The organism is Micromonospora sp. CA-248212, assembly GCF_050948405.1.
Lineage (GTDB): Bacteria > Actinomycetota > Actinomycetes > Mycobacteriales > Micromonosporaceae > Micromonospora.
This window is the reverse complement of record NZ_CP192023.1, coordinates 3063481-3089352: the sequence shown is the minus strand read 5'-3', so window position 1 is coordinate 3089352 and position 25872 is coordinate 3063481. Positions and strand designations below refer to the sequence as shown.

Below are 25872 nucleotides of genomic sequence, written 5' to 3'. Positions count from 1 at the left end.
GACTTTGCCTGACAGAAGTCAGCCCGATAGCGTTCCTGTCGACAAGCCGCCACGAACCCTGGAGCACTCCATGAAGATCGCTGGAAGCACCGCCCTCGTCACCGGCGCCAACCGGGGCTTCGGCCGGCACCTGGCCGCCGAGCTCGTCGCCCGCGGAGCAACGGTCTACGCCGGCGCGCGCAACCCGGACAGCGTCGACCTGCCCGGCGTGACGCCGGTCCGGCTGGACATCACCGACCCCGCCTCGGTGGCCGCCGCGGCGAAGCTGGCCGGCGACGTGAACCTGCTGGTCAACAACGCCGGCATCGACAGCCGGGCGGACCTGCTTGAGGGTGACCTCGACCTGATCCGCCTGGAGCTGGAGACGCACTACCTCGGCAACCTGTCGATGATCCGGTCCTTCGCGCCGGTCATCGCCGGCAACGGTGGCGGAACCATCCTCAACGTCCTGTCCGTGCTGTCCTGGGTGAATTTCCCCCTGCACGCGGCGTACGGCGCGGCGAAGTCGGCCGAGTGGGCGATGACCAACGCGCTACGCCTCCAGCTCGCCGAGCGGGGCGTGCGGGTCGCCGGCCTGCACGTCGGCTACATGGACACCGACATGGCCGCGACGATCGACGGCCCCAAGTCCGACCCGGCGGAGATCGCCCGGATCGGCGTCGACGGCATCGAGGCCGACGCGTACGAGATCGTCACCGACGACGTCAGCCGGCAGGTGCAGGCCGGGCTCGCGGGCGGCGTCGCCGCACTCTACCCGCAGCTCCCCTGACCGCCCCCCCACCGGGAACGCGACGGGCCGCCGCCGGCATGCACCGGCGGCGGCCCTTGATCGGGTACGCGGTCAGCTCCCGCCGCGTACGCCGTCACACTCGCGGTCAGCAGCCACCGCAGGTGTAGAAGAGGATGTCCCAGTGGCTCCCCTCCTTGGTGTAGAGGTTGCCCGACGGCGCCCGGTACTGGTACCCGAAGCCGGAGATGTAGCCGACATAGGCGTAGTTCGCGGAGATGTAGTTCTGGATGCACGTGCTCAGCGCGATGTCGAGCTTGTAGCCGTTCCAGTGGCTGTACGTGCCCCCGGCGTGCCCGACCTCGGTTCCCGCGGTGATGGTGACCGCGCAGCCGCTGGCCCGCTTGAAGGTGATGATGCCGTCGATGGTGGCCTGCCGGACCCCGTCGAACGAGGTGCAGGTGGACACGTTGCGGTCGCTGCAGTTGCCGCTGGAGGTCCAGGAGATGCCGGCGGCGCGTAGCTGCGAGGTGGCGCTGGAATGGCTGATGGCGAAGGCCGGAGCGGCCAGGCCGAACGTGGCGCAGACCGCCGCCAGGGTGGCCACGAACAGCGTGAGCACGCGGCGGCGCAGGGTGGATCGAGTGGGTGACATGGCACTCCCGTTCGCGTGAGGGGCGGAATTCTGCGAATCAGGGGCCGGCCTTGGAGGATTTCTACCAGAGATAGACGGACGTGACCAGATGTCGGGTGGGAGCGCGACACACGCCCCCACCCGACGCGCCCTAGCTGGCCTGCAGCGTCACGTCGTCGATCACGAAGCTGGTCTGCAGCGACGAGTCCTCGGTGCCGGTGAACTTCAGGGTCACCGTCTGCCCGGCGAACCCGGCCACGTTGAACGTGCGCTGGGTGTAGCCCGAGGCGGCGTTCAGGTTCGAGTACGTCGCCAGGGTGGTCGAGCCCACCTGCACGGTGAGCTTGTCGTACGCCGTGGAACCGGTCGTCTCGGCGGTGTCGATGTGCAGCCAGAACGACAGCGTGTAGCTGGCGCAACCGGCCGGCACGGTCACCGACTGGGACAGGGTGTCGGTGTGGGTGCTGCCGTACCCGTCGAGCCACGCCTTGTACGACCCGGTCCGGGCCGCCTGGCCGCTGGAACTGGTGATCACGCCGGAGGAGGCGGTCCACGGCGTACTGCCGCTCTCGAAGCCACCGTTCCATTCCTGCCCCACTGCTGACTTCAGTGCCAGTGTGTCATCAGCTATGAGTGTCCAGTGATGGCTGTTCCGTGACAATAAATGTGACATACAAACCACATTCTCAGTGCTGCATCACTCATATGGCAGAACCACAAAGTTTCAAACATTCAATGTGTGCCCCTCACCACTGTGACTTTGAACATGAAGGCAAATATCCCTTTCAGAGCCAGGGCGAATCACGATACTGGCTACTTGTTTTCTAGTTATATTTCCTTTTCTACAGCGTCAAAGCTATTATGACAAAAATCCGTCTAATTAGTTACCCTTTTATAATGCCTTTTCTGCGCTTTCTGTCAACACAACAAGTCCACTTCCAATTCCCTTTTCACAATCTTTCAAACTGTGTCTCAAACCAAACCAAAACGGGTTCAACACTGTTAGTTGAATACATAAACACAACACAACACAAATCGCTTGTTTCTGTCTACTTCGAATTCAATCCTTCTCCCGTGTACGAATATCAATGCCCTCAATTCTCTCCAGTTTGTATATGATCAATCCTTTCCTAGCATTCTGTAGTAGTAGTATCTGATGTTCATATAATTTGGAAACCCCTTCTCAGGCCTGTCTTCATATCTTCACATCTAGACAGAGTCTGAAGCAATGGCAATGTGTTTCATTCATTCTCAACTCAGTGTTGAACAGACCTCTCACTCACAGATGGAGTTCTACTGAATCCTTCATTCTCATGGGAATTTCTTCGTATAAAAGTAGTGTGTCATTCTCGTCTCAGAACCTGTATCTGATGTTTGTGTGTCCTCTCAGTGTTGAAGCCTTTCATTATCAACGTGGAATTCTTCATTTGATTTGTATTTCGGACGTTTACTATCATAACGTCCTCATATCTTCATTTCCCATATCCAGCATTCATTCCCAGGAACTCATTGCTAACAAACCTTCTCAGTTACCCTGAGTCTCTGTGATGAATTAGTTAGTTAATTACTTTCTCAGAAAGCAGTTTGTAAATTCTCCAAATATCAAACATGTTTCAACTGCAAACATCTTCAACCATGACTCATCATGAAAGACGTTTGATGTGTTTGTGCTCATATCTCCCAATCATCAATCCTTGTTTCCAACGCGCGATTCCCGCGCTCAGCGTTCTACCTCTCATGGGGGCTCCTCGGGGTCGGAGAGATAACCGAGACACTTACAGATATCTATGTCTGTGACATCGGACGTTCGTCCCGAACCCCCGCCCGTTAGACGGTGGGTACCGGCGTCGGCACAGGTGAGTAGAGGTGCCAGGATGGGTAGGTAACGCCAGCAGGGGTCGTCGGGCCCGGAACGGGGGGCTAGCGATGAGGCCGGGTCGAGCGTGACACGACCCCGCAGCGACCTGTTCGACGACGGCGGGGCCACCGGACAGCTGATGGCGGAGCTGGACTGGGCCGACACACCGCTCGGCGCGGTTTCCGACTGGCCGCAGAGCCTGCGCTCCGCCGTACGGATGGTGCTCTCCTCCCGCTACCCGATGCTGCTGCTCTGGGGCGACCGCCTCTCGCAGCTCTACAACGACGCGTACTCGGCGTTGATCGGCGACAAGCACCCCGGCGCGCTGGGCGACGACGTGCGGGTGACCCTGGCCGAGGGCTGGGACGTCCTCGCCCCCCTGATCGAGCAGGCCATGGCGACCGGGGTGGCCAGTTGGGTACCCGCCCTCCAGCTTCTGCTGGAGCGCGCCGGCTACCGCGAGGAGGCCTACTTCAGCGTCTCGCACGCCCCGGCCCGCGACGACGACGGCCGCACCGTGGGTGTGCTGACGGTGTGCAGCGAGGTCACCGAACAGGTCGTCGGCGAACGGCGACTGCGGCTGCTGCGCGACCTGTCCCTGCGCGGCGACGGGCGCACCGTCGACGTGGACGCGACCTGCGCGCGGCTGATCGACGCGATCGGCGGCCACCCACTGGACGTACCGTTCGCCGCGATCTACCTGCGCGACGGTGGAACCCTGCGGCGGATCGCCCACGCGGGCGGCGGCCCGCGCGACGCGACCACCACCGGATCGCTGCCGACCGTCGTCGACCTGGCCGACCCGGGCCCGACGGCCCGCGCCTGGGGGCTACCGGACGCGGCGGCGGGGCGGCCCACCGACGTGACCGGCCTCGACGAGCGGCTGTCGCTGCCCGCCGGTCCGTGGGGCGATCCGGCCCGCGCCGCGCTCGCGCTGCCGCTGCCGGCGGGTGCCGACGACCAGCCGCTCGGCGTCCTGCTGGTCGGCGTCAGCCCCAACCGCTCGCTGGACGAGGCGTACCGCTCGTTCTACCAACTGTTGACGCAGCAGGTCTCGACGGCGGTGCGCAACGCCCAGGAGTACGAGCGGGAGCGACGTCGGGCCGAGACGCTGGCCGAGCTGGACCGGGTGAAGACCACCTTCTTCACCAACGTCAGCCACGAGTTCCGTACCCCGTTGACCCTCATGCTCGGGCCGTTGGCCGACGCCCTCGCCGACACCGCCGCGCCCCTGACGCCACCGCAGCGGGAGCGGGTCGAGACCGCCTGGCGCAGCGCGACCCGCCTGTTGACACTGGTCAACAGCCTGCTCACCTTCTCCAGCCTGGAGGCCGGCCGGGCTTGCAGCGACGCCCACGAGGTAGACCTGCCGGCGCTCACCGCCGAACTGGCCAGCGTCTTCCGCGCCGCCGTCGAGCGGGCCGGGCTGACCCTGGACGTCGACTGCCCGCCGCTGCCCCACCCGGTCACCGTCGACCCGGTCAACTGGGAACGCGTCGTCACCAACCTGCTGTCCAACGCCCTGAAGTACACGTTCATCGGTGGCATCCGCGTCGCCGTGGACGCCGACCACGACGAGGTACGCCTGACCGTCGCCGACACCGGCATCGGGATCGCCGAGGCGGAGCTGCCGAAGCTCTTCGAACGCTTCCACCGGGTGCAGGGCGCGCGGTCGCGCAGCCACGAGGGCACCGGAATCGGCCTGGCCCTGGTCAACGAGCTGGCCCGGCTGGAGGGCGGCGAGGTGCGGGTGACCAGTCAGGTGGGCGTCGGCACCACCTTCACCGTGGCCCTGCCCTGGTCGGCGGCACGGCGCGCGGCGGCGACCGGTCCGTCCCCCGAAGGGCGGGGCGACGCGGCACGCGCCGCCGTCCAGGAGGCGACGGGCTGGCTGACCGACCCGGCCGGAGACGTCGCCGAGCCCGCCACGGCGCCCGGTCCGGCCGCCGACGAGCTGGCCGGCGCACGGATCCTGCTCGCCGACGACAACAGCGACATGCGCGCGTACCTGAGTCGGCTGCTCGCCGCGCAAGGCTGGCGGGTGCGGTCGGTCACCGACGGCCGGCAGGCCCTCGACGCGATCCACCGGGACCCACCGGACCTGGTGCTCACCGACGTGATGATGCCCGTGCTGGACGGCTTCGACCTGGTCCGCCGGTTGCGCGCGGACCCCGCGACCCGGTCGCTGCCGGTGCTCGTGCTCTCCGCGCGAGCGGGCGAGGAGGCCAGCGTGGCAGGTCTGAGCCTGGGCGCCGACGACTACCTGGTGAAGCCGTTCGCCGCCGCCGAGCTGATCGCCCGGATCCGGACCGCCATCCGCCGCGCGCGCAGCGGCGCGTCCGACCACGACAGCCCCGCACCGACAGCCGTCAGCACCCCGACATCGACGCAACCCGTCGGCACGGCCACGGAGACCAGGGCCCGGACCGGACCCCCCGGTGACCAGCCCGCACCGGTCGAGGCCGCACCGGCAGGGGGCGCGTCACCCGTGGACCGCGTCGGCGACCCGACCCGCGCGTCGGCGATCGCCAGGCCCGACGAGGACGGGCTCGGCGACCGGCTGGACGAGCAGTGGACGTACCCGTCGGTGCCCACCTCCGCGGCGGCCATGCGACGGGACGTCCGGCTGGCGTTGGACGACCTCGACGTCGACGGGGAGGTGGCGGAGGATCTGCTGCTCGCCGCCTCCGAGGCGATGAACAACGCCGTCGAACACGCGCAACGACCCAGCCGCCCCGAGGTGCGGGTCCGGCTCCAGGTGGGTGACGCGCTGGTCCGGATCTCGGTACGCGACTTCGGCACCTGGCGGGACCGTCGACCGGCCATGGACCGGGGGCGTGGCGCGCTACTGATGAACGCCTACGGCGACGTACGGCTGGTCTCCACCGGCGAGGGAACAACCGTGACCATCGAACGCCGGCTGACCTGAGCCACGGCGACCAGCTCGGCTGAGGACTAGCCAAAGGCCCTGAACTAGGCCAAAACAAGGTACCGATTCCCACCCCGCCCCCGCGCCCGCGCCCGCCCCTACGCCACCCCCACGCCCGCGTCGATCATGGACTTATGGTGGGCGTTATGCATTCGCTCACACCCTTCGTCCCCACCACGACTCCATGATCGACGGGGTGGGGGCGGGAGTTGTGGTGGCGTTCGGACTGGGGTCCGGGACTTGCCGGGTTTAGGGACACCGACCCGAGCCACATTCAGAGCGTGTTTGAGCAGCTGAGCCCTGGGTCCAGCCCGCACCGCGTCAGAAGCGGATGCGCCCAGTGCTGGGACGCTGGTTGCGACATGGCTGAGTTGGGCCATCGCCGTCGTCAAGGCGCACCGCACAGCTGCCGCCCGAAGACCGTGATCGAGCAGGAGCTACCCACCACGGGCCAGCGCTGTCCCAGGGATCAGAGTCGGTGGCCCGCGCCGTCGCGGGCGACGATGCCGTCCAACCGCTCCCCCGGCGCGAGGGTGGCCGGATCGAACCAGAAGATCACGACCTGCTTGTCGAGACTCCATCGCGCCAGCGTGGCGTCGACCTGCCGACCGTCGACCGTGCCGATGATCCGCGCCGCCGGACCGACGAAGTAGCCGAAGGTGGGCACCGCCGGGGTCGACGCGCTCTCGTCGTACCCGATCTGGTGGAACCCCAGGCTGCGGTCGGCGCCCTCGACGTCGTTGACCAGGATGTCCGTGCTCACCGTGCCGTCCACGGCACGACGACCGGCGGCCAAACCGATGGTCACCCTGGGCGCCCCCGGGACCGTCACCGCCACGAAGAAGTAGACCCGCCGGTCGGTGCCGTGCCCTATTCCGGTGTCGATCACCTGGCCCAGGGGCTTCGGATGCGGCACGCCACGAGCCTGCGTGGGCGGTGGCGTCGACTCGTCTGACATCGCCGCCGCCGTCGGCGTGACACCGGCCGGGGGCGAGGCCACGGCGACCGGAGACGCGGGCCCGGCCGGCGCGGGATCGCGCGAACCGCTCGGGTCGACCGTCACCGCGGTCACGGCGACCAGCCCGGCCGCGAGCGTCGCCGCAGCCGCCCCGGTGACCCGCCGACGGGTCCGCAACCGTCGCCCGTCACGCATCACCCGGGCCAGGTCGATCACGGCGTCGGGGCGTTCGGTCGCCCGCATGGCGTCCCGGAGCCGATCCAGCTCGCTCATCGGCGCGCCCCCTCGTCGGTGGTGCGCGGTGCGGCGGTGCGCAACTTCTCCAGGGCCCGTGAGCTGGTGCTCTTGACGGTGCCCACGGACACGGCGAGTTCTCGGGCCACCTGCGCCTCCGGCAGGTCGAAGTAGTACCGCAGCACGACGATGGCCCGTTCCCGAGGGCTCAGCACGCCGAGGATGGCGACCAACCAGCGCCGGGTCGCCACGTCGTCGGCCACGTCACCGCGTCGCTGCTCCGGCACCTCGTCGGTCGGGTACTCCCGCATCGGCCGTCGCCACCGGTCCACCAGGTGATTGACCAACGTGCGACGCGCGTACCCGTAGGCGTCGTCGTCGTGGATCCGCGACCACGACGCGTACGTGCGGACCAGCGCGGTCTGTGCGGCGTCCTCGGCCTGGTGGTGATCGCCGGTCATCAGGAACGCGGCGTGCACCAGCCGCGCGGACGCCGCCCGCGCGAACTCGACGAACTCCGCGTCACCCCGCGCCACCGCGAACCCTCCCCCGTGCCACATCACCTCAGACGGGTGCGGCCGCCGGAAGGTTGAGATCCGGATCACTTCAACTTTTTGTCGCCATGACCCGTCTTCTCCTGTGTGCGCGCCTTCAGGCGACGCGCGAGGGGAGAGACATGTCGACGAAGGGTACCCGCCGGTGGCATCTGGCCTCGGCGGCGTCACTGCTGGCGGTGGCGCTGCTCACCGGATGCACAGGGCCAGCGGCCGGGCAGCCCGCCGGAGACCCCGGTACCGGACCGCGACCCGATGACCACGCGGCGGCGTCGCACCGGCCAACCGGCGTCGGCGTCCTCGGCACCCGTAGCACGCCCAACCACCCGGTCAGCTATCCCGCCACCGGCGGGAACCGCTGGACGATGGCCGCCGCCGAGACGACGCGTGGCGGCGCGGAGAGCGGCACTCTGCTGCGCTACCGGGTCGCCGTGGAACGCGACATCCATGGTCTCGCGGCGGGTGACATCGCCACCGCGATCACCGCGACGTTGAACGACCCGCGCGGATGGACGGCGGGCGGGGACTGGCGGCTGCGGCGGGTGGGTGCCGGCGATCCGGCGGACTTCACCATCTACCTGGCGACCCCCGGCACCCGCGACACTCTCTGCCAGGACGTGCCGGACGGCTACACGTCCTGCCGCAGCGGCGACAAGGTGGTGCTGAACGTGGCGCGCTGGGTGTCGAGCGTGCCGGACTACGGCGCGAGCCTGACCACCTACCGGCAGTACATGGTCAACCACGAGGTGGGGCACCGGCTCGGGTTCGGCCACGAACGCTGCCCGGGATCGGGCCGGCCGGCGCCGGTGATGCAGCAGCAGACGTTGGGCCTGCACGGTTGCCGTGCCAACGCGTGGCCGTACCCGAACGGCACGACCCGCTACCACGGCCCGTCCGGGGCGTACGACGACGCGATCCCCCGGCGCGAGGGCGCGTACCCGAAGCACTGAAACCGCCGCTCAGGGTCGGCGGCGGCGCTCCTGCTCAAGTCGCTCGTCCAGCCGACCCAGCTCATAGATGGCGTTGAGGCTGGTCGGCAGGCGGCGGACGTTGTCCGGCCCGGGGTCGGGATCGGGAGGTGGCGTCGGGTCGGGAGTCGGTGCCGGAACGGCCGAGGGACCGGCACTGCCACGGCGGCGCAGCAGCAGCAGCGCCAGCCCGACCAGGACCGCCGCCACCAGCAGATAGGACACGGGCGGCCAGCCATCGCGGACGGGGTCGGCGATGGCCGGCGCGACGATCGGCGCCGGGGTGTCACCGCCCCGCACGGGCACGACCGGGTCGCGTCCGGCGGCGCCCGCCCGCTTGTCGGGGCGATCGGGCGGAACCGTCGCCCGCGCACCGGCCGACGACTCGACGGGCCCGGGGGTCGCGCCGGGCGTCGACGGGCCGGACGGCGCGGTCGCCGGTGGTCGGCTCGGCCCGGAGGTCGGGCCGCGGGTGGCGCTCGGCGTCGGGATCGGTGTGGGCGTACCGCCGCGGCCCAGCAGGTCGCCGACGATCCGGCCGACACCGCCGACCAGTTCGCCGAGCGGACCGGGTGTGGCGGAGACCGACGGCGTGGGCGCGGGCGCGAGGGCGAGGGTCAACGCGAGGACGACGACGGCAGGCATCCATCCACCTCCGATGTGCCGATGCGAGGCACCGTATCGCAAGGTGGGATGCCGTGGGGTGCCACGCCACGCCACGCCGAGCCACGTCAGGACGCAACGCGACGCGGCTGACGTCGATTGCGGTCGGGGCGTCGGCTGTTACGCGGCGGTTACCCGACGGCGAGGTGCCCGTGTCGGGGCGGGACGACGGTGACGACTGAGGGCCACCGGCAGAGCCGCCGCGACGTGACCCCGGGACACCGAACGGAGAACCACGATGAGGATCAGGAGCGCGTTGACCGCGACGGCGGTCGTCCTCGCCGGAGTGCTCGCCACGGCGGGCAGCAGCGCGGCCGGCACCAGCAGCGCGACGGGCACCGGCTCGGCACGCGCCGCCACCGAGGCGGCGTACTGCGGGATCACCTGGGGCAGCGGGGAGAAGTCGGCCGGCGCGCTGAGCGACGCTCCCCTGGTCGACGTCCGGACGGGCCGGCACGACTGCTACGACCGGGTGGTGTTCGAGTTCGCCGGCCCGGTCGACGGGTACACGATCGGCTACGGCGAGACCTGGACCGAGGGCGAGGGGCTCGCGCTGTCGCCGTACACCGCCGGAGGCGCGCTGCTGCGGGTTTCGCTGCGGGCCCCGGCGTACGACGCCGACCACCTAGGCACGGTGCCGTACCCGGTCGGCACGCACGTCACGAACCTGCTGCGCTACCCGACGCTGCGCGACGTGGTGTTCGGCGGCAGCTTCGAGGGCTACACCACCTTCGCCGTCGGCGTACGGGCCCGGCTGCCGTTCCGCGCCGTCGTGCTGGCCGGTCCGGGCGCCCACAGCCGGATCGTGCTCGACGTCGCCCACCAGTGGTGACCGCCGCCGTACACCGGCCCGGCACGGTCGGACCCGGGCGGCCGTGCCTCAGGGCGGTGACGGACCTTCGTCCGGCTCGACGCGGCGGGTCGTACGGAACCGCCGTTGGTACGCGGCGGGGCTGATCGACAGCTTCCGGGCGAAGACCCGCCGCATGCTCTCGTAGCTGGGGAACCCGGCGAGCGTCGCGGCCTGCGTCGCGGTGTGGTTCTGGTCCAGCAGCGCCCGCGCCAGGTCGAATCGAATGTTCTCGACGTAGCGGGCCGGTGTCGTGGACAACTCGTCATGGAACAGCCGGGTGAGCTGCCGAGTGCTCACGTTGAGGTGTTTCGCGAGTTCGGTGAGCGAATGGTCGGCGCGGGGGTTCGCCGTCACCACGTCGGCGATCCTGCGCAGGGCCGGCGACCGGGGCGCGGGCCCCTGCAACGGCGCGGAGAACTGGGACTGACCGCCGGCACGCTGCATGTACACCACCAGAGCGCGGGCCACGTCGCGCGCCAGGTCGGGCCCGTGGTCCTCCTCGACGAGAGCGAGCGCCAGGTCGATGCCGGCGGTCACGCCCGCCGAGGTGTAGGTCGCGCCGTCGCGCACGTAGATCGCGTCGGGTTCGACGCGGCAGGTGGGACACCAGGCGGCCAGCTCGTGCGCGACCTGCCAGTGCGTGGTGGCGCGCTTACCGTCGAGGAGGCCGGCGGCGGCGAGGACGAACGCTCCGGTGCAGATCGACGCGACCCGTCCGGCCGCGGCGGCCGGCAGGCGGGCCGCGTCCGCCAGGTCGACGGGGACGCGGGCGCGGGGATACCGGTCGGAGCCGGCCACCAGCAGCGTGTCGATGCCCGGCGTCGCGGCGGAGACCGCGCCGTCGACCGCCATCCGAACGCCGAGGCTCGACGTGACGTCCGCACCGGTCGGCGAGAGCAGAACGATCCGGTAGGCGGCGCCGAACCGGTTCGCCTCCTTGAACACCTCGGCCGGACCCGCGACGTCCAGCAGCGTCACCCCGTCGTACACGAAGATCGCGACGCGATGCGGGCGGCCGTTCACGGTCTCCGGCCCTGCGCCGTCGCGCCTTGCCGCACCCGGCGCGGTGGGTGTCGACGGTTACCGGGGTGGCGGACGGGCGGCGTGGACACGATGCATTGGTAGCACGCCGCCAGCGGAAACGAACGAGGTCTCGGCGACCAGCCGCTGTCCAGATATGAGGGGTTCCTGGCTCGACGAGGGCGGCGGGCCACGACGACCGGTGGGCACCATGGGGTCATCAGCACTCGGCTCACCTCGTCGGGAAGGTGAAAGGTAAATGGCAGAGGTCATCGCGGGATTCGAGATTCCGCGGTCAACGGCGGTCGCCGAGGCGACCCGGCACATTCAGGAGACGACCGGGCCGCTCATCTACCACCACTCACGTCGGGTTTTCCTCTTCGGCCTGATCCACGCCCGACGGCTGGGTGTCGAACCGGACCCGGAGCTGCTCTACCTGGCGGCCATGTTCCACGACGCCGGGCTCGGGACGCCGTTCTCGGACCTCCAGCAGCGCTTCGAGGTCGACGGCGCCGACCATGCGCGCCGGTTCCTGTTGGACCGGGGGTTCCCCACGACCGCCGCCGAGACCGTCTGGACGGCGATCGCCCTGCACACCACGCCGGGTATTCCCGACCGGTTGGGTCCCGAGATCGCGACCACCTACCTCGGTGTGCTGACCGACGTTCTCGGCCTGGGCCTGGACGGGCTGGACACCGACCAGTTGGCGGAAATCCTCGCCGTCCATCCGCGCGGGGATTTCAAGAACGAATTCCTGCGCACCACGGTCGACGGGCTGAAGAATCGACCCGAAACCACGATCGGCACCGTCAACTCCGATTATCTCGAACACTTCGTTCCCGGCTTCCGGCGTGTGACGACGGTCGAGCGCATCGTCGGCGCACCCTGGCCGAGCTGAAAGGCAACGAGCATGAAAGCCATCACCGTACGCGACCGTGACGCCGGGGTGCAGGGACTCACCCTGACCGACATGCCGTACCCCCACGCCGCGGAGAACGACGTCATCGTGCGCGTCCACGCCGCCGGCTTCACACCCGGCGAGCTCGACTGGCCGACGACGTGGACCGACCGCGCGGGGCGTGACCGGACGCCCACCATCCCCGGGCACGAGCTCTCGGGTGTCGTGGCCGACCTCGGCTACGGCACCACCGGCCTCACCGTGGGTCAGCGGGTGTTCGGCCTGACCGACTGGGCCCGCGACGGATCCCTCGCCGAGTACACGGCGGTGGAGGCGCGGAACCTCGCCCCGCTGGCGGCCGACGTCGACCACCCGGTGGCTGCGGCGCTACCGATCTCCGGACTGACCGCCTGGCAGGGGCTGTTCGACCACGCCCACCTCACGGCCGGCCAGACCGTCCTCGTGCACGGCGCCGCCGGAGGTGTCGGCTCGATCGCCGTCCAACTCGGGCGGGAGGTGGGCGCCCGCGTGATCGGCACCGGTCGCGCCGCCGACCGGACCGTCGTGCTCTCTCTCGGCGCGCAGGCGTTCGTCGACCTGGACGCCGACGACCTGCGACAGGTCGGCGAGGTGGACGTGGTGCTCGACGTCATCGGTGGCGACATCCTGCGACGGTCGACCGAGCTGGTCCGCCCCGGCGGCACCGTCGTGACCATCGCCGCGCCGCCCGAGGTCCAGCCCAGGGACGGGCGAGCCGTCTTCTTCGTCGTCGAACCGGACCGTGCCCGGCTGGTCGACCTCGCCGAACGCGTCCGCACCGGACGGCTCAGGCCCATCGTGGGCGCGGTACGGCCGCTCGACGAGACGGCCTCGGCGTTCGCCCGACGCCAGCGCACAGCGGGGAAGACAATCATCAAGATCGCGGACTGACCGGGATCCGGGCCGGCGCCCGCCGAGGTCGAGGCGGGAGCCGGCCGGCGCCGACCGTGAGACGGCTAGCCTGCGGAGCCCTGCGGGGCCTCGTCGGCCAGGTGCCAGACCTCGCGCATCGGGGCCCACCAGTCCCCCGAGCCGGGCTCGGCCAGCGACTCCTGGCACGGGTCGGTCAGCTTCCACCACTCCTGCGTCTGCGGGTCCGCGGCGATCAGCCGCAGGTCGGCCTCGTAGTCGTCGCCGACGTACTCGTAGTAACCGAAGAGCAGGTCGTCGTGGAGGAAGATCGTGTAGTTGCGGAAGTTCGCCTCGCGCAGCGTCTGCTCGACGCTCGGCCAGACGGCGGCGTGTAACCGCAGGTAGGTCTCCCGCTGCTCGGGGCGGAGTCGGATCACGCAGCCATGACGTTGCACGTCGTGCCCTTTCGTGTGAGGGGGATGCCCGGAGGCACCTGACCGTAGCGGTGACGACGCCGGGATGAGGACCCGACCGGCCGCCGATGACGACCGTTCCGCCAGGGTTACGCACAGTGGTCACGGGTCTACCCTCGACTGATGGAGGGCCGCGTACTGGTGGTCGAGGACGACGTCTCCATTCGGGAGGTCACCGCCCTCGGTCTGCGCCGCGCCGGCTTCCGGGTCGACACCGCCACCGACGGACGACAGGCGCTCGTGACCTGGCGAGCGCACCCGGTCGACCTGATCGTGCTCGACGTCATGCTGCCCGAACTGGACGGTCTGGAGGTGTGCCGGGAGATCCGGCGGACGAGCCAGGTGCCGATCCTCATGCTGACCGCGCGCACCGACACGCTCGACGTGGTGGTCGGTCTGGAGTGCGGCGCGGACGACTACCTGCGCAAGCCCTTCGACCTGCCGGAGCTGGTGGCCCGGGTCCGCTCGGTGCTGCGGCGGGTGAGCGCGCCGACGCCGTCGCGCACCATCGCCGTGGGCGACCTGGAGATCGACCCGGGCGCATTCGTGGTACGCCGCGACGGCCGGGAGGTGGAGCTGACCGCGACCGAGTTCCGGCTCCTGCTGGAGCTGGCCCGACGTCCCGGCCAGGTCTTCACCCGGGAACTGTTGCTGGACCTGGTCTGGAACCACCGCTTCCTGGGCGACTCACGGCTCGTCGACGTGGCGGTGCAGAGGCTGCGCGCGAAGGTCGAGGACGATCCGGCGCACCCGCGGCGCATCCGCACGGTACGCGGCGCGGGCTACAAACTGTCCGCCGGTTGACGGGAGGTCGGCGATGGCCGTACGCCCGGTGCCGCCCGGCCGGCTGCGGCGCCGACTGACGATCGCGTTCGTGCTGGTCGCCGGAGTGTCCGCCGGACTGCTCGCCGGCGGGACCGGGCTGCTGCTGCGGCAGTCCTGGTGGGACGCGTCGCTGCGTCAGGCCGCCGCCGACGCCCGTTACCAGCTCGTGCTCGCCGGACAGTTCCCGCCGTTGACCGAACAGCGCGACGCCGAGCTGCTCACCAGCTTCGAGGGCAGCGGTCGGCATGTGGTCCTCGTCGACGGCGTCATTCGTCCCTCCCATCCCGGGTACGCCCCTGCCCTGGGCACGCGCCTGCGGGCGTCGGTCGCGGACGGGCAGCTCGCGTACCAGCGGTCGACGTCGGCGCAGCGCCCCCGTCTGCTGGTGGTGGGTGGGCGTGTCCCCGGTTCGACCGCTGAGCTGTACGTGATCACGGTGGAGGACGACGTCGCGGCCGACCTGAACCAGGTGTACGCCGCGCTGCTGGCCGGCTGGATGGTCGTCGTCCTGGTCGCCGCCGCGGTGGGCAACCTCCTGGCCCGCCGCACCCTGGAGCCGGTGGGCCGGGCCAGCCGCGCCGCCCGGGCGCTCACCGAGGGGCTGCTCGCCACCCGTCTGCCGGTACGCGGTCGGGACGAGTTCAGCGCGTGGGCGGCGTCGTTCAACGAGATGGCCGAGGCGCTGGAGGCGAAGATCGCCGCCCTGTCCGCCGCGCAGGCCCGGGAGCGGCGGTTCACCGCCGACGTCGCGCACGAGCTGCGTACCCCGGTGACCGCCCTGGTGGCGGCGGCCTCGCTGCTGCGCGAGCAGCTGGACCGGCTGCCGGACGACGCCCGGCCGGCCGCGCGGCTGCTGGTCGGGGACGTGGTCCGGCTGCGCCGCCTGATCGAGGACCTGATGGAGATCTCGCGGCTGGACGCCGGGCGGGACCGCCCGAGCGTCGAGCCGGTGGACGCGCTGGCGCTGTTTCGCGCGATCGTCGCGGCGCGCGGCTGGTCGGACCGGGTGCTGGTCACCGGCGATCCCGTGGCGCTGCGCACCGACCCTCGCCACCTGGAGCGGGTCCTGGCCAACCTGGTCGCCAACGCGGTCGAGCATGGCGGCGGTGAGATCTCCGCGAGCGTGCGCGCGGCGGGCCGAGGCGTCGTGTTCGAGGTGGCCGACCAGGGGCCCGGCATCCCGGTCGCGCACCTGCCGTTGGTGTTCGACCGGTTCCACAAGGTCGACGCCGCGCGCTCGGCCCCGGGCAGCGGCCTCGGTCTGGCGATCGCCCGGGAACACGCGGCGGTGCTGGGCGGGGTGCTGAGTGTGCGCAGCGCGCCGGGCGTCGGCACGCGGTTCCGCCTGGAACTGCCCGCGCGGGATCCCGACGGTGCCGCGCGGGAGGGGTGCGGGATGAGCGGCCGTGACGGGTCCCGCGCGGCAGGATTGGCGCTGGTCGCCGCGCTCGTCCTGAGCGGGTGCGGCACCCCCGCTCCGGCGTCCTGGGCACGGCGCCGCCGGGGCCGCCGCCCACCACCTTCCCACCGACCGTCGCGCCCGCCACGACCGCGCCGGCCGCTTCGGCGCCGCCGACCACCGGCACCCCGCCGCGTCCGTCGACGCCGGCGGTCACCGGGACCCGCCGGCCGGACCCGGTGACGATCGAGCTGTGGTACGTCCGCTCCGGGCGGCTCGTGCCCACCCGGCGCACCCGACCGGCCACCGTCGCGACGTCCCGGCTCGCCCTGAGTGAGCTGTCCGCCGGGCCGACTCCGGCCGAGGCCGCCACGGGGATGGTGACCCTGCTGCCGGCCGGCGTCGAGGTCACCCGGATCGTCGACGGGGTGGCGACACTCGGCCCCGTCCCGTCCGCCGACGACCCGGCGGACCGTCGGCGGCTGCGCGAGGCGCAGGTGGTGTGGACGCTCACCCAGTTCCCCACCGTCCGGCGGGTCCGCTTTCCCGGGGGCGCACCGGTCGGTCGGGCCGACTATCCGGGCCTGCTCGCGCCGATCGTGGTCACCGGGCCGAGCGTCGGCGAGCGGGTCACCGCCCCGCTCACCGTCAGCGGCACGGCGGACGTGTTCGAGGCCACGGTGAGCGTCCGGGTGCTGGACGACGCCGGCCGCCAGGTGGCCGCCGCCTTCGGCACGGCGAGCTGCGGCAGTGGCTGCCGGGGCGACTACCGGGTGGTGGTGAACTGGCGTACGAACAGGGAGCAGCACGGCACGATCGAGGTGTACGAGGTGTCGGCCCGGGACGGCACCCGGATCAACGCCGTGGCCGTGCCGGTGCTCCTCGCGCCGCCCGACAGCTGAGCGCGAAACGTGACCGTTTCGCTCGCCCGATGCGACGCACCTCATAAAAGCCTGCAGGAAGGGCTCCGAGCGAACTAGGGTCAGTACGACATCGTTTCACGGGGGGTGCCAGTGCTGGAGGGTCAGCAGGTGAGCGCGGGCGTCGGCGTGCCGGCCGCCCGGTCGGCCCGGTGCACGAGCACCGACCTGTTCAGCGTGGTGATCGACCTGCTGCGCGAGGTCGGCTTCGACCGGATGACCATCGACGCCGTGGCCGCCCGCGCCCACGTGAGCAAGGCCACCATCTACCGACGGTGGGACGGCAAGGCCGAGCTGGTCGTCGCCGCCCTGAGCGACCGCCAGGTCGGCGTGCTCAACCCACCCGACACCGGCTCGCTGCGGGGTGACCTGCTCGAGCTGCTCCGCGCCACCGCCGCCATCTGTGTCGCCGACTGCGACCTGATGCAGGCGCTGACCTTCGCCATGCGGACGAGTCCGGAGCTGGAGCGTCTGGTACGCCACCAGGTGCTGCCCGCCGGTCGGGTGGCCAGCACCGCCGTCCTCGTCCGCGCCGCCGCCCGTGGGGAGATCCCCCCGGAGGCCGGCGAACGGGACCTGTTCCACGATCTTGCGCCCGCGCTCCTCATGTCCCGACTGGTCGCGCACGGTCTGCCCGCCGACGACGCGTTCCTCACCCAGGTCGTCGACCAGGTGCTGATCCCGGTCCTGACCTACCGGCACGACCGCCCGTCCCAGGCCTGATCCATCAACATCCGCACCACGGAAGGCTTCACCATGCCCGGAACCACCTCGACCGCCCCCGGCGCCCCCGGCGCCGGGACGTCGACAGGCGCCCCGCACCCGCGGCGCTGGATCGCCCTGGGGGTCATCGCGGTCTCGCAGCTGATGGTCGTCCTCGACGCCACCATCGTGAACATCGCGCTCCCCCAGGCCCAGGCCGACCTGGGTATCACCGACGCGAACCGGCAGTGGGTGATCACCGCCTACACGCTGGCCTTCGGCGGTCTGCTCCTGCTCGGTGGCCGGATCGCCGACTACTGGGGGCGTAAGCGCACCTTCCTGGTCGGCATGACCGGCTTCGCGCTGGCCTCCGCGCTGGGCGGCCTCGCCACCACCGGTGGGATGCTCTTCGCCGCCCGCGCGTTGCAGGGCGCGTTCGGCGCGCTGCTCGCGCCGGCCGCCCTGGCGCTGCTCACAGTGCTGTTCACCGAGGCCACCGAGCGCGCCAAGGCGTTCGCCGTGTACGGCGCGATCGCCGGTGGCGGCTCCGCGGTCGGGCTGCTGCTCGGCGGGGTGCTGACCGAGTACGCCGACTGGCGCTGGTGCCTGCTGGTCAACATCCCGGTCGCCGCCATCGCGATCGCCTTCGCCCTCCCGCTCGTGCCGGAGAGCCGGGCGCACGGCAACACCCGCTACGACGTGCCCGGCGCGGTCGTCGTCACCGCCGGTCTGGTCTCCCTCGTCTACGGCTTCACCAAGGCGGCCGAGGACGGTTGGGACGCGACCGCCACGCTCGGCTTCATCGCCGCCGGTGTGGTGCTGCTGGCCGCCTTCGTGGTGATCGAGCTGCGCACCAACCACCCGCTGCTGCCGCTGCGGATCATCCTGGACCGCAATCGGGGCGGGGCGTACCTCACCTCGACGCTGATCGGCGCGGGCCTGTTCGGGGCGTTCCTCTTCCTGACCTTCTACTTCCAGGTGGTCCTGCAGTACAAGCCCCTGGAGGCCGGCCTCGCGTCGCTGCCGGTCACCGCCGGTGTGCTGATCGCCGCGGGCGGCGCCAGCCAGCTCATGCCGCGACTGGGCGCCAAGCCGCTGATGGTCGCCGGTGCGGTGCTCGCCGCCGCGGGCATGCTGGTGCTGACCCAGATCGACGTCGACACGTCGTTCCTCACCCACCTGCTGCCCGCCCAGGTCGTCCTGGGTCTGGGGCTCGGCTTCACCTTCGTCCCGCTGTCCAGCCTCGCGCTGGTCGGGGTGCCGGAGCACGACGCCGGCGCGGCCAGCGCGACGCTCAACGCCACCCAGCAGGTCGGTGGCTCACTCGGCACCGCGCTGCTGAACACCTTCTACACCAGCGCGGTCACCGCGTACCTGGTCGGCCGGGCGCCGAACCCGGCGACGCAGGTGGAGGCGCTGGTGCACGGGTACCGCGTCGCGTTCGCCTGGGGCGCGGTCCTGATCGTGCTCGCCGGGCTGGTCACGCTGGTGCTGGTGAAGGTGCGCAAGGAGGACATCCCGGCCGGCAACGCCGTGCACATGGGCTGAGCCCGAACGACGCCGCCCGGCCCGCGCCCGATGGGGTACGGGCCGGGCGGCGCACACCGGGTGCGTCCGACCGGGGCGAATCGTCCGGTAGCGTCCCGACCATCGTCGAAGATCCGTTGAGGAGACACATGTCCACGGCTGCCGACCAGATCATCCACGCACTACGGGCGGGCCACGAGGAGCTTGCCGCGCTCGTGCGCGACCTCAAGGACGACGACCTGCGCCAGCCCTCCGGGGCCAGCGAATGGCAGGTCTCCCAGGTGCTCAGCCACCTGGGCAGCGGCGCCGAGATCGGCCTCGCGGGGCTGAACGCCTCCATCGAGGGCACGCCCGCCCCGGACGGCGACTTCAACCGCGGCGTGTGGCAGCGCTGGGACGCCATGTCCCCCGAGGAGCACGCCGCCGGTTTCCTGGCGTCCAACGAGCGTCTGGTCGAGGCGTACGAGGCGCTGGACGCCGAGACCCGCGAGACGCTGCGGATCAACCTCGGCTTCCTGCCCGACCCGGTCGACGTCGCCACCGCCGCCCGGTTCCGGCTCAGCGAGTTCGCCCTGCACCAGTGGGACGCCGAGGTGGCGTTCAATTCGTTCGCGGCGGTGACGCCGGAGGCGGTGCCGCTGCTCCTCGATCAGATCGGCGGCATGCTGAGCTGGACCAGCCGGCCCAAGGAGCTGGCCGGCCGGGAGGCGACCCTGCTGGTACGGCTGCGGGACCCGGAACGGACGTTCGGGCTGCGGCTGGGCGAGCAGATCACGCTCACCGACGCGCCGGAGCAGCCCGACGGTGAGCTGTCCCTGCCGGCCGAGGCGTGGCTGCGGCTGGTGGTCGGCCGGCTCGGGCAGCGTTACACCCCGGATGGCGTGCGGGTGAGCGGGCCGGTGACCCTGGACGACCTGCGCCGGGTCTTCGTCGGCTTCTGAAAAGGTCCGCGCGGGCCGGTGCTCCCGGCCCGCGCGTACCCTCGTCAGCCCTTCACGCAGACGACCTGCTTGAGGTGCGCGACCACCTCCACCAGGTCGTGCTGCTGGGCCATCACCTCGGTGATGTCCTTGTACGCGCCGGGGATCTCGTCGACCACCCCGGCGTCCTTGCGGCACTCCACGCCCGCGGTCTGCGCGGCCAGGTCGGCGGTGCTGAACGTCCGCTTCGCCTGCGCCCGCGACATCCGCCGCCCGGCACCGTGCGACGCGGAGCAGTACGCGTCCGGGTTACCCCGGCCCCGCACGATGTACGACCCGGTCCCCATCGACCCGGGAATGATGCCCAGGTCACCCCGGCCGGCCCGGATCGCGCCCTTGCGGGTGACCAGCACGTCGACGCCGTCGTAGCTCTCCTCGGAGACGTAGTTGTGGTGGCACGAGATGGGCTCGTCGTAGCCGACCTGCGGGAACTGCTCGCGCACCACATTGCAGAGCAGCGCCAGCATGACGGCCCGGTTGCGCCGGGCGTACTCCTGCGCCCACCACAGGTCCCGCCGGTACGCCTCCATCTCCGGCGTGCCGGCAAGGAACACGGCGAGGTCCCGGTCGGGCAGGTCGGCGTTGTGCGGCAGCTTCCGGGCCACCCCGATGTGCCGCTCGGCCAGCTCCTTGCCGATGTTGCGCGACCCGGAGTGCAGCATCAGCCAGACCCGGCCCTCGTCGTCGCCGCCCTGCTCCAGGCAGACCTCGATGAAGTGGTTACCGCCGCCGAGCGTCCCGATCTGCCGCTGCGCCCGCGTCTCGAGCTGCGCCACCCGAGGGTCCAGACCGGCGAAGCGACCCCAGAAGTCGTCCCAGCCGGCCTGCTCCAGCCCGCGGACCCGACGCGGGTTGACCGCCTCGGGCCGCTGCGCGAAGCCGACCGGGATGGTGGCCTCGATCGCGGACCGCAGGCCGCCCAGGTCGTCCGGCAGGTCGGCGGCGGTCAGCGAGGTGCGCACCGCCGACATGCCGCAGCCGATGTCGACGCCGACCGCAGCCGGCGAGACGGCCTGTCGCATGGCGATCACCGAACCGACCGTCGCGCCCTTGCCGAAGTGCACGTCCGGCATCACGGCGACACCCTGCACCCAGGGCAGCGCGCCGATGTTGCGCAGCTGCTTCGCGGCCTGCGGCTCGATGGCGTACGGGTCGGTCCAGACCCGGACCGGCGCCCGGGTCCCGGCGAGCGGGGTGAATCCCATGATGGTCTCCTTCTGTCGTGCGGGTGACCGATATCGATCATGCGCCGGGCGGCTGTGGTCCGGCGGCGGTACGGGGATACGAGAAGGCCGCCCGATCCCGGTGGGGATGGGCGGCCGGCGGACGCGCTACGCGTCGGCGTCAGTCGCGCCACCCCGGCCCGGTGCCCCGCAAGGGGTTGCAGGCAGTGGTCGTGGCTGTGGTGAGGAGATAACCGCCGGCAGGAAGCAGACGCCGAGCGGCGTCGGTGCGGACGCGTCGCGACACGGCGTACCCCCCTCGTGGTTGCTCTCGTGGTTGCTCTCGACCTTGCACCGGTGACAGTAGGAGGATGGCGGCACGTCCGCAATGGATATCTCCGTCGGCGCGGCACCGGCGGGCCTGGCGGGCCTGGCGGGCCTGTCACCCGCAGGTCCTGTCGAGCTGCCCCAGATGTGGGGCGGCACCGAGCGACCGGCCCCGCCACCCAAACCACCGTCTGCCAAGCGGACCACCGTCTGCCAAGCGGACCGGTGCCCGCCACCCGGACCGGCGACCGGCGGCCGGCGGCCGGCGGCCGGCGGCCGGCGAGCAGATGGGCGCCCGCCACGGCGACGCCGCGCCCGGCTGCGCGGAGCGCGCCCGGCTGCGCGGAGCGCGCCCGGCTGCGCGGAGCGCGCCCCATTTATGGGGCAGCTCGACAGGGGCACGACACAGCGAGCGGCCCACCGGGCCGGCCCTCGTCGCTAGGCCCGTTCAGGTGTCGTAGCAGCCGTCCCACGGCGGGTCGAACCCCAGCTCGTCGGGGAGGAACTCGGCGTGGTCGTCGCCGTCGTACTCCTCGGACCAGTCGACCAGCCCGAACGCGTGCCCGTCGACCTCGACCCGGAACAGGCGGATGGCGAAGACCCGACCGGGCAACGCGTCCAGGCACCCGGTGAGGCGGGCCTCCGCCCGGTCGATGGAGGCGTCCTCGTGCTCGCTCGCGCCCCTGCGGCGGTACCAGTCGTCTTCGGCTCCGGCACCGCCGGTGAGGGTGGCGGTGACGGAGCCGAAGAACTGTCGGGAATCGCCATGGCCGCGAGGCTATGGCCGACCTACGACGCGGACACCAGCCGGAACGACTGCGCCGCGGTGCCGTTGCACGTGTACTGGATGAGCTGGACGCTGTCCGCCGTGGATGCGCCCGGCACGTCCAGGCACTTGCCGCTGCTGCGGTTGACCAGGCGGTAGTAGCCGCCACCCTCGGACTCCGCGCGCCACTGCTGGTTGACGCCGCCGCTGTAGGACCAGAGCTGGATGGGGGCCGAGTCGGCGGTCGACCGGTCGGTCACGTCGAGCACCTGCGCGCTGTTGTTGCGGTTGTTGACCCGCAGGTAGCCGTCGCTGGTCGGGACGAACTGGTACTGCTGGGCGGTGCTGTTGTTGCAGGCGTACTGCTGGATCGCGGTGCCGTTCGCGGTGCCGGCGGCCCGCGCGTCCACGCACTTGCCGCTGCCCCGGTTGACGACGGTGTGCCAGGCGGTCGGGGAGATCGGGCCGGCGCTGCCGGTCGGGGTGGGCGTCGGGGTCGGGGTCGGCGACGTGCCGACGCCGGCGAGCCAGTGCAGCCCGTCGATCAGCAGCTTGTTCTGCTGGGCGCTGTCGAAGGTGGACGACAGGCCGGTCTTGGTGCCGTAGTCCATCCTGTTGTGCCCGAAGTTGGCGTAGATCATCTTGTACTGCCGGTTGCTCCAGACCAGCGGGTAGTAGCCGCTGTACCAGGACTGGTTGGGGTCGGTCCCGACCGGGAAGCTCGACGGGTCGACCGAGGCCAGGATGTCGATGTTCGAGTTCTGCCGCAGGTCGTTGCTCCACGAGTACCACTCGCTGAACGACGACGAGAACGTCGCCGGCAGGTTCCGGGTGGCCGCGTGGGTGCGGTTGTCGACGCGCATGGTGACCCGGGTGGGCAGCCAGGTGTTGGTCCGGAACGAGCCGGAGCCGAGGAACGTGTTGTAGTACCAGCTCCAGCTCGACGGGTTGTCGGTCCACGCGCTGACGTGGAAGCCCATCCACGCCCCGCCGTTCTGCATGTACTGCTGGAAGGCGGGGCGCTGGGCGGCGGGCGGCGCGTCGTCCAGGAACATGACGACCTTGTACTGGGCCAGGTTGGACGTGTTCAGCAGGCTCCAGTTGTTGGTGGCCTCCCAGGAGAAGCCGTACTGCGCGGCGGCCTGCGGGAACCAGGCGCGCGCGTCCTTGATGAAGTCGATGTGCGCGTCGTCCCAGGTGCCGTTGTAGAAGGCCAGGACCTTGAACGTCGGCGCGGCCTGCGCGCTGCGCGCGACGCCGAGACCGACGCTGGCGGTCACGGCGACGACGAGCGCGACGAACACCGACAGGATCCTTCTGGTACGGGAGGAAAGTTCTGCGATCACCTGATCGTCCCTTCGGTGGGGACGCGCGCCGCCGCGTCGTCGTAAATCTGTTCACAAGGTTTACAGATAGACGAAAGGTTATGCTTTTCCGACGTGCGGCGTCAATCGCCAGCCGCGTCGATCGGGTGGGATTCCTGCGGTAGCGGGTACTCCGGCCCGATGACCAGCTCGGATGCCGTCGACGTCGACAGGCCGCTGGCTGTGGACGTGCCCGCCGCGACGCACGACGCCAGCGGCGAGCGGGTGCCGATCCGCGACCTGGCCGCCCTCGCCCCGGAGGCGCGACCCGCGCGCCGGTGGACGCCGGGCCGGGTGGTGGCCACCCCCGCCGCCCTGGACCACCCGCACGGACAGCGGATCGTCGACCGGGTGCAGGCGCTCGGCATCGAGGTGGAACGGCTCCGATCCAACCGACTCAGCGGAGTACGCGGGCAGACCGACCGCGAGACCTACGCGCGGGCCAAGGCGACCATGGCGATCGTGGTGAGCCCGCCGTCCCGGCGCGACCTGCAACCCATCGCGCCCAGCGCCGACTGGCGCGTCGACCTCGCCGAGGGCTGCCCCGCGCACTGCCAGTACTGCTACCTGGCCGGCTCGCTCTCCGGCCCGCCGGTGACCCGGGTGTACGCGGACCTCGACGACATCCTCGCCGGACTGACTCCGTACGCCGGGCGTGGCACGGTGACCAGCCGCGACGCGCGTCGCGCCGACGAGGGCACCACGTTCGAGGCGTCCTGCTACACCGACCCCCTGGCGCTGGAGCACCTGACCGGCAGTTGGCAACGGGCGGTGCGGCACTTCGCCGACTGGGACGCCCCCGTGCAGTTGCGCTGGACCACCAAGTACGCCGACGTGGACAGCTTCGTCGGCCTGCCCCACCACGGCCGCACCCGGGTCCGGTTCAGCGTCAACTGCGCCCCGGTCAGCCAGCGGTTCGAGGGCGGCACCGCCCGGGTGCCGGACCGGCTCGCCGCCCTGCGCCGGCTCGCGCTCGACGGTTATCCCGTCGGGCTGACCATCGCGCCCATCATCGCGCTGCCCGACTGGCGCGAGGCGTACGGCGACCTGCTGGACCAGGTCCGCGCGGCGGTCGACGGGGTACCGGAGCTGGACCTGACCGCCGAGCTGATCACCCACCGGTTCACGCCCGGCAGCCGGGAGGTGCTGCTCGGCTGGTACCCGCGTACCCGGCTGGAGATGGACGTAGCGGCGCGCAGCCGCAAACACGGCAGGTTCGGCGCGGTGAAGTACGTCTACCCCCGGGACACGATGGCCGAGCTGCGACGGTGGTTCACCGACGAGCTGACCGCGCGGATACCCGCCTGCCGCGTCCTCTACTGGACCTGAGCGCCGGGTCTCAGCCGACCGACGAACGGGCGACCGGCGCGGCGAAGAACGTGTCCGGGTACGGCTCGTCGCGCAGGCGGTAGTGCCACCACTCCCGGTCGTAGTTCACGAAACCGGCGTCGGTCATCAGCCGTCGCAGCAACCGCCGGTTGTCCCGGGCGGTCCCGGTGATCCGGGGGTCGTCGGTGTGCGCTCGGGCGTCGAAGCAGTCGAAGCCCGTACCCATGTCGATGGTGTTGTCCGCGAAGCGCTGCGCCCGGGGCGCGGTGCAGGCCACCAGCGACTGGCCGGGCCGGTACGGAGGTTGGCTGGCGGCGGGCTCGTCGACGAGGGTGAGGTCCATCGTGCTGCCCCGGCTGTGCGCGGTCGGCGCACCGATGTAGCCGTCGGCGAAGAGCCTGTCCTTCGCCAGGTCCGGGTAGAACTCGGCCTTGGTCTGCTGCTCGCCGGGACGCTTCGACCAGGCGACGAAGTCGTCCACCGCCGGCTGCGGGCGGTAGCAGTCGTACACCTTGAGGCTGTGGCCCCCGGCGAGCGCGGCGTCCTGGACCCGACGCAGCGCCTCGGCCGCCGGCCGGGTGAGCAGGCACAGCGGTTCGCGGTAGCCGGTGATCGGCCGGCCCACGAAGTTGTGCGCCGTGGCGTACCGGATGTCGGCGTGGATGCGCGGGTCGACGTCGGTCAGCACCACAAAATTCGGCAACTCGCCCGCGCCCGGCGGGGTCGCGCTCGGGCGGGCGGTAGGGCCGTCAGGCGTCGGTCGAGGGCTCGCCGAGACCGGGGTGGCGACCGTCGGCGTGGGGCGCGGCGGCGAGGAGCAGCCGCCGAGCGCCGCGGCGAGCGCGAGTACGGCGACGCCACCCAACCGTCCTGACCTGCGCACAGGTCCTGTTTACCAAAGGCGGTCGGT

The 25872-nt window shown here is 70.9% G+C and carries 23 protein-coding genes and 1 pseudogene; 13 read left to right on the top strand and 11 right to left on the bottom strand.

What is annotated here, in order from left to right; all coding sequences use genetic code 11:
- The first annotated feature begins 70 nt into the window (after positions 1 to 70).
- The gene (locus ACQP03_RS14735; protein WP_357121569.1) at positions 71 to 769 is read left to right on the top strand and encodes an SDR family oxidoreductase; all 699 of its coding nucleotides are present in this window, start codon (positions 71 to 73) and stop codon (positions 767 to 769) included.
- Between the two features lie 106 nt (positions 770 to 875).
- Here the strand turns inward: ACQP03_RS14735 and ACQP03_RS14730 are convergent, their stop codons facing one another.
- Positions 876 to 1382, bottom strand: a complete 507-nt coding sequence (locus tag ACQP03_RS14730) for a hypothetical protein (protein WP_357121566.1) — start codon at positions 1380 to 1382, stop codon at positions 876 to 878.
- Between the two features lie 130 nt (positions 1383 to 1512).
- Positions 1513 to 1944 (bottom strand): annotated as a pseudogene (locus ACQP03_RS14725) (aminopeptidase); the annotation flags it as partial.
- 1360 nt (positions 1945 to 3304) lie between these two features.
- Between ACQP03_RS14725 and ACQP03_RS14720 the strand changes: the two are divergent.
- Complete coding sequence (locus ACQP03_RS14720; RefSeq protein ID WP_433460995.1) at positions 3305 to 6148, top strand: ATP-binding protein; 2844 nt, start codon at positions 3305 to 3307, stop codon at positions 6146 to 6148.
- A 469-nt stretch (positions 6149 to 6617) separates the two neighbouring features.
- On the opposite strand, the gene ACQP03_RS14715 is transcribed toward ACQP03_RS14720, so the two are convergent.
- Together ACQP03_RS14715 and ACQP03_RS14710 are read right to left on the bottom strand one after the other, a co-directional pair.
- A complete protein-coding gene (locus ACQP03_RS14715; RefSeq protein WP_363661283.1) occupies positions 6618 to 7379 on the bottom strand; it encodes a hypothetical protein in 762 nt (253 codons plus the stop codon).
- Positions 7376 to 7876, bottom strand: coding sequence for a SigE family RNA polymerase sigma factor (locus ACQP03_RS14710; RefSeq protein ID WP_357121554.1), 501 nt, complete (start codon positions 7874 to 7876; stop codon positions 7376 to 7378). The genes ACQP03_RS14715 and ACQP03_RS14710 overlap by 4 nt, the downstream gene beginning before the upstream one ends.
- Positions 7877 to 8016: 140 nt before the next feature.
- On the opposite strand from ACQP03_RS14710, the gene ACQP03_RS14705 reads away from it, so the two are divergent.
- Positions 8017 to 8844: a DUF3152 domain-containing protein gene (locus tag ACQP03_RS14705; RefSeq protein ID WP_433460994.1), complete on the top strand. Its 828-nt coding sequence runs from the start codon at positions 8017 to 8019 to the stop codon at positions 8842 to 8844.
- A 9-nt stretch (positions 8845 to 8853) separates the two neighbouring features.
- On the opposite strand, the gene ACQP03_RS14700 is transcribed toward ACQP03_RS14705, so the two are convergent.
- On the bottom strand, positions 8854 to 9507 hold the full coding sequence (locus tag ACQP03_RS14700) for a hypothetical protein (RefSeq protein WP_433460993.1): 654 nt from the start codon (positions 9505 to 9507) through the stop codon (positions 8854 to 8856).
- A gap of 256 nt (positions 9508 to 9763) precedes the next feature.
- On the opposite strand from ACQP03_RS14700, the gene ACQP03_RS14695 reads away from it, so the two are divergent.
- Positions 9764 to 10357 (top strand): AMIN-like domain-containing (lipo)protein, encoded by a 594-nt coding sequence (locus ACQP03_RS14695; RefSeq protein WP_363661286.1) that lies wholly within the window; start codon positions 9764 to 9766, stop codon positions 10355 to 10357.
- A gap of 48 nt (positions 10358 to 10405) precedes the next feature.
- Here ACQP03_RS14695 and ACQP03_RS14690 read toward each other — a convergent pair whose 3' ends face one another.
- Positions 10406 to 11401 carry a GlxA family transcriptional regulator gene (locus ACQP03_RS14690; protein ID WP_433460992.1) on the bottom strand — a complete coding sequence of 332 codons (996 nt, stop codon included), beginning with the start codon at positions 11399 to 11401 and terminating at the stop codon, positions 10406 to 10408.
- A gap of 256 nt (positions 11402 to 11657) precedes the next feature.
- Between ACQP03_RS14690 and ACQP03_RS14685 the strand changes: the two genes are divergently transcribed.
- Both ACQP03_RS14685 and ACQP03_RS14680 read left to right on the top strand, forming a co-directional pair.
- The gene (locus tag ACQP03_RS14685; protein WP_357121539.1) at positions 11658 to 12296 is read left to right on the top strand and encodes an HD domain-containing protein; all 639 of its coding nucleotides are present in this window, start codon (positions 11658 to 11660) and stop codon (positions 12294 to 12296) included.
- 12 nt (positions 12297 to 12308) lie between these two features.
- Complete coding sequence (locus ACQP03_RS14680) at positions 12309 to 13226, top strand: NADP-dependent oxidoreductase (RefSeq protein WP_433460991.1); 918 nt, start codon at positions 12309 to 12311, stop codon at positions 13224 to 13226.
- Between the two features lie 65 nt (positions 13227 to 13291).
- Here ACQP03_RS14680 and ACQP03_RS14675 read toward each other — a convergent pair whose 3' ends face one another.
- On the bottom strand, positions 13292 to 13624 hold the full coding sequence (locus ACQP03_RS14675; RefSeq protein WP_357392783.1) for an L-rhamnose mutarotase: 333 nt from the start codon (positions 13622 to 13624) through the stop codon (positions 13292 to 13294).
- 159 nt (positions 13625 to 13783) lie between these two features.
- On the opposite strand from ACQP03_RS14675, the gene ACQP03_RS14670 reads away from it, so the two are divergent.
- The 6 genes from ACQP03_RS14670 (at position 13784) to ACQP03_RS14645 (ending at position 19974) form a co-directional block, all read left to right on the top strand.
- Entirely contained in the window at positions 13784 to 14464 is a 681-nt protein-coding gene (locus ACQP03_RS14670) for a response regulator transcription factor (RefSeq protein ID WP_357121530.1), read from the top strand.
- A gap of 13 nt (positions 14465 to 14477) precedes the next feature.
- Positions 14478 to 16127 (top strand): sensor histidine kinase, encoded by a 1650-nt coding sequence (locus ACQP03_RS14665; protein WP_433460990.1) that lies wholly within the window; start codon positions 14478 to 14480, stop codon positions 16125 to 16127.
- Positions 16124 to 16786 carry a Gmad2 immunoglobulin-like domain-containing protein gene (locus tag ACQP03_RS14660; RefSeq protein ID WP_433460989.1) on the top strand — a complete coding sequence of 221 codons (663 nt, stop codon included), beginning with the start codon at positions 16124 to 16126 and terminating at the stop codon, positions 16784 to 16786. Before ACQP03_RS14665 ends, ACQP03_RS14660 begins: the two co-directional genes overlap by 4 nt.
- 105 nt (positions 16787 to 16891) lie before the next feature.
- Positions 16892 to 17527 carry a TetR/AcrR family transcriptional regulator gene (locus tag ACQP03_RS14655; RefSeq protein WP_433460988.1) on the top strand — a complete coding sequence of 212 codons (636 nt, stop codon included), beginning with the start codon at positions 16892 to 16894 and terminating at the stop codon, positions 17525 to 17527.
- Between the two features lie 33 nt (positions 17528 to 17560).
- Positions 17561 to 19054: a DHA2 family efflux MFS transporter permease subunit gene (locus ACQP03_RS14650; protein ID WP_357121518.1), complete on the top strand. Its 1494-nt coding sequence runs from the start codon at positions 17561 to 17563 to the stop codon at positions 19052 to 19054.
- A 128-nt stretch (positions 19055 to 19182) separates the two neighbouring features.
- Positions 19183 to 19974 (top strand): maleylpyruvate isomerase family mycothiol-dependent enzyme, encoded by a 792-nt coding sequence (locus ACQP03_RS14645; RefSeq protein WP_357392778.1) that lies wholly within the window; start codon positions 19183 to 19185, stop codon positions 19972 to 19974.
- A 44-nt stretch (positions 19975 to 20018) separates the two neighbouring features.
- On the opposite strand, the gene ACQP03_RS14640 is transcribed toward ACQP03_RS14645, so the two are convergent.
- The 3 genes from ACQP03_RS14640 to ACQP03_RS14630 form a co-directional block, all read right to left on the bottom strand.
- Complete coding sequence (locus ACQP03_RS14640) at positions 20019 to 21218, bottom strand: RtcB family protein (protein WP_433460987.1); 1200 nt, start codon at positions 21216 to 21218, stop codon at positions 20019 to 20021.
- Between the two features lie 733 nt (positions 21219 to 21951).
- Positions 21952 to 22116 carry a hypothetical protein gene (locus ACQP03_RS14635; protein WP_396832738.1) on the bottom strand — a complete coding sequence of 55 codons (165 nt, stop codon included), beginning with the start codon at positions 22114 to 22116 and terminating at the stop codon, positions 21952 to 21954.
- 176 nt (positions 22117 to 22292) lie between these two features.
- The gene (locus ACQP03_RS14630) at positions 22293 to 23573 is read right to left on the bottom strand and encodes an RICIN domain-containing protein (protein WP_363661288.1); all 1281 of its coding nucleotides are present in this window, start codon (positions 23571 to 23573) and stop codon (positions 22293 to 22295) included.
- Between the two features lie 201 nt (positions 23574 to 23774).
- Between ACQP03_RS14630 and ACQP03_RS14625 the strand changes: the two genes are divergently transcribed.
- Positions 23775 to 24962 carry a spore photoproduct lyase family protein gene (locus ACQP03_RS14625; RefSeq protein WP_433460986.1) on the top strand — a complete coding sequence of 396 codons (1188 nt, stop codon included), beginning with the start codon at positions 23775 to 23777 and terminating at the stop codon, positions 24960 to 24962.
- Between the two features lie 10 nt (positions 24963 to 24972).
- Here the strand turns inward: ACQP03_RS14625 and ACQP03_RS14620 are convergent, their stop codons facing one another.
- Positions 24973 to 25845 (bottom strand): M15 family metallopeptidase, encoded by an 873-nt coding sequence (locus tag ACQP03_RS14620; protein WP_363661289.1) that lies wholly within the window; start codon positions 25843 to 25845, stop codon positions 24973 to 24975.
- Positions 25846 to 25872 lie beyond the last annotated feature (27 nt).

Bases quoted from the DNA above. Each gene is read 5' to 3' on its own strand.
- ACQP03_RS14685 (WP_357121539.1), top strand. From the start codon at position 11,658: ATGGCAGAGGTCATCGCGGGATTCGAGATTCCGCGGTCAACGGCGGTC.
- ACQP03_RS14670 (WP_357121530.1), top strand. From the start codon at position 13,784: ATGGAGGGCCGCGTACTGGTGGTCGAGGACGACGTCTCCATTCGGGAG.
- ACQP03_RS14705 (WP_433460994.1), top strand. From the start codon at position 8,017: ATGTCGACGAAGGGTACCCGCCGGTGGCATCTGGCCTCGGCGGCGTCA.
- ACQP03_RS14715 (WP_363661283.1), bottom strand. From the start codon at position 7,379: ATGAGCGAGCTGGATCGGCTCCGGGACGCCATGCGGGCGACCGAACGC.
- ACQP03_RS14730 (WP_357121566.1), bottom strand. From the start codon at position 1,382: ATGTCACCCACTCGATCCACCCTGCGCCGCCGCGTGCTCACGCTGTTC.
- ACQP03_RS14680 (WP_433460991.1), top strand. From the start codon at position 12,309: ATGAAAGCCATCACCGTACGCGACCGTGACGCCGGGGTGCAGGGACTC.
- ACQP03_RS14640 (WP_433460987.1), bottom strand. From the start codon at position 21,218: ATGGGATTCACCCCGCTCGCCGGGACCCGGGCGCCGGTCCGGGTCTGG.
- ACQP03_RS14735 (WP_357121569.1), top strand. From the start codon at position 71: ATGAAGATCGCTGGAAGCACCGCCCTCGTCACCGGCGCCAACCGGGGC.
- ACQP03_RS14695 (WP_363661286.1), top strand. From the start codon at position 9,764: ATGAGGATCAGGAGCGCGTTGACCGCGACGGCGGTCGTCCTCGCCGGA.
- ACQP03_RS14645 (WP_357392778.1), top strand. From the start codon at position 19,183: ATGTCCACGGCTGCCGACCAGATCATCCACGCACTACGGGCGGGCCAC.
- ACQP03_RS14650 (WP_357121518.1), top strand. From the start codon at position 17,561: ATGCCCGGAACCACCTCGACCGCCCCCGGCGCCCCCGGCGCCGGGACG.
- ACQP03_RS14665 (WP_433460990.1), top strand. From the start codon at position 14,478: ATGGCCGTACGCCCGGTGCCGCCCGGCCGGCTGCGGCGCCGACTGACG.
- ACQP03_RS14700 (WP_433460993.1), bottom strand. From the start codon at position 9,507: ATGCCTGCCGTCGTCGTCCTCGCGTTGACCCTCGCCCTCGCGCCCGCG.
- ACQP03_RS14625 (WP_433460986.1), top strand. From the start codon at position 23,775: ATGACCAGCTCGGATGCCGTCGACGTCGACAGGCCGCTGGCTGTGGAC.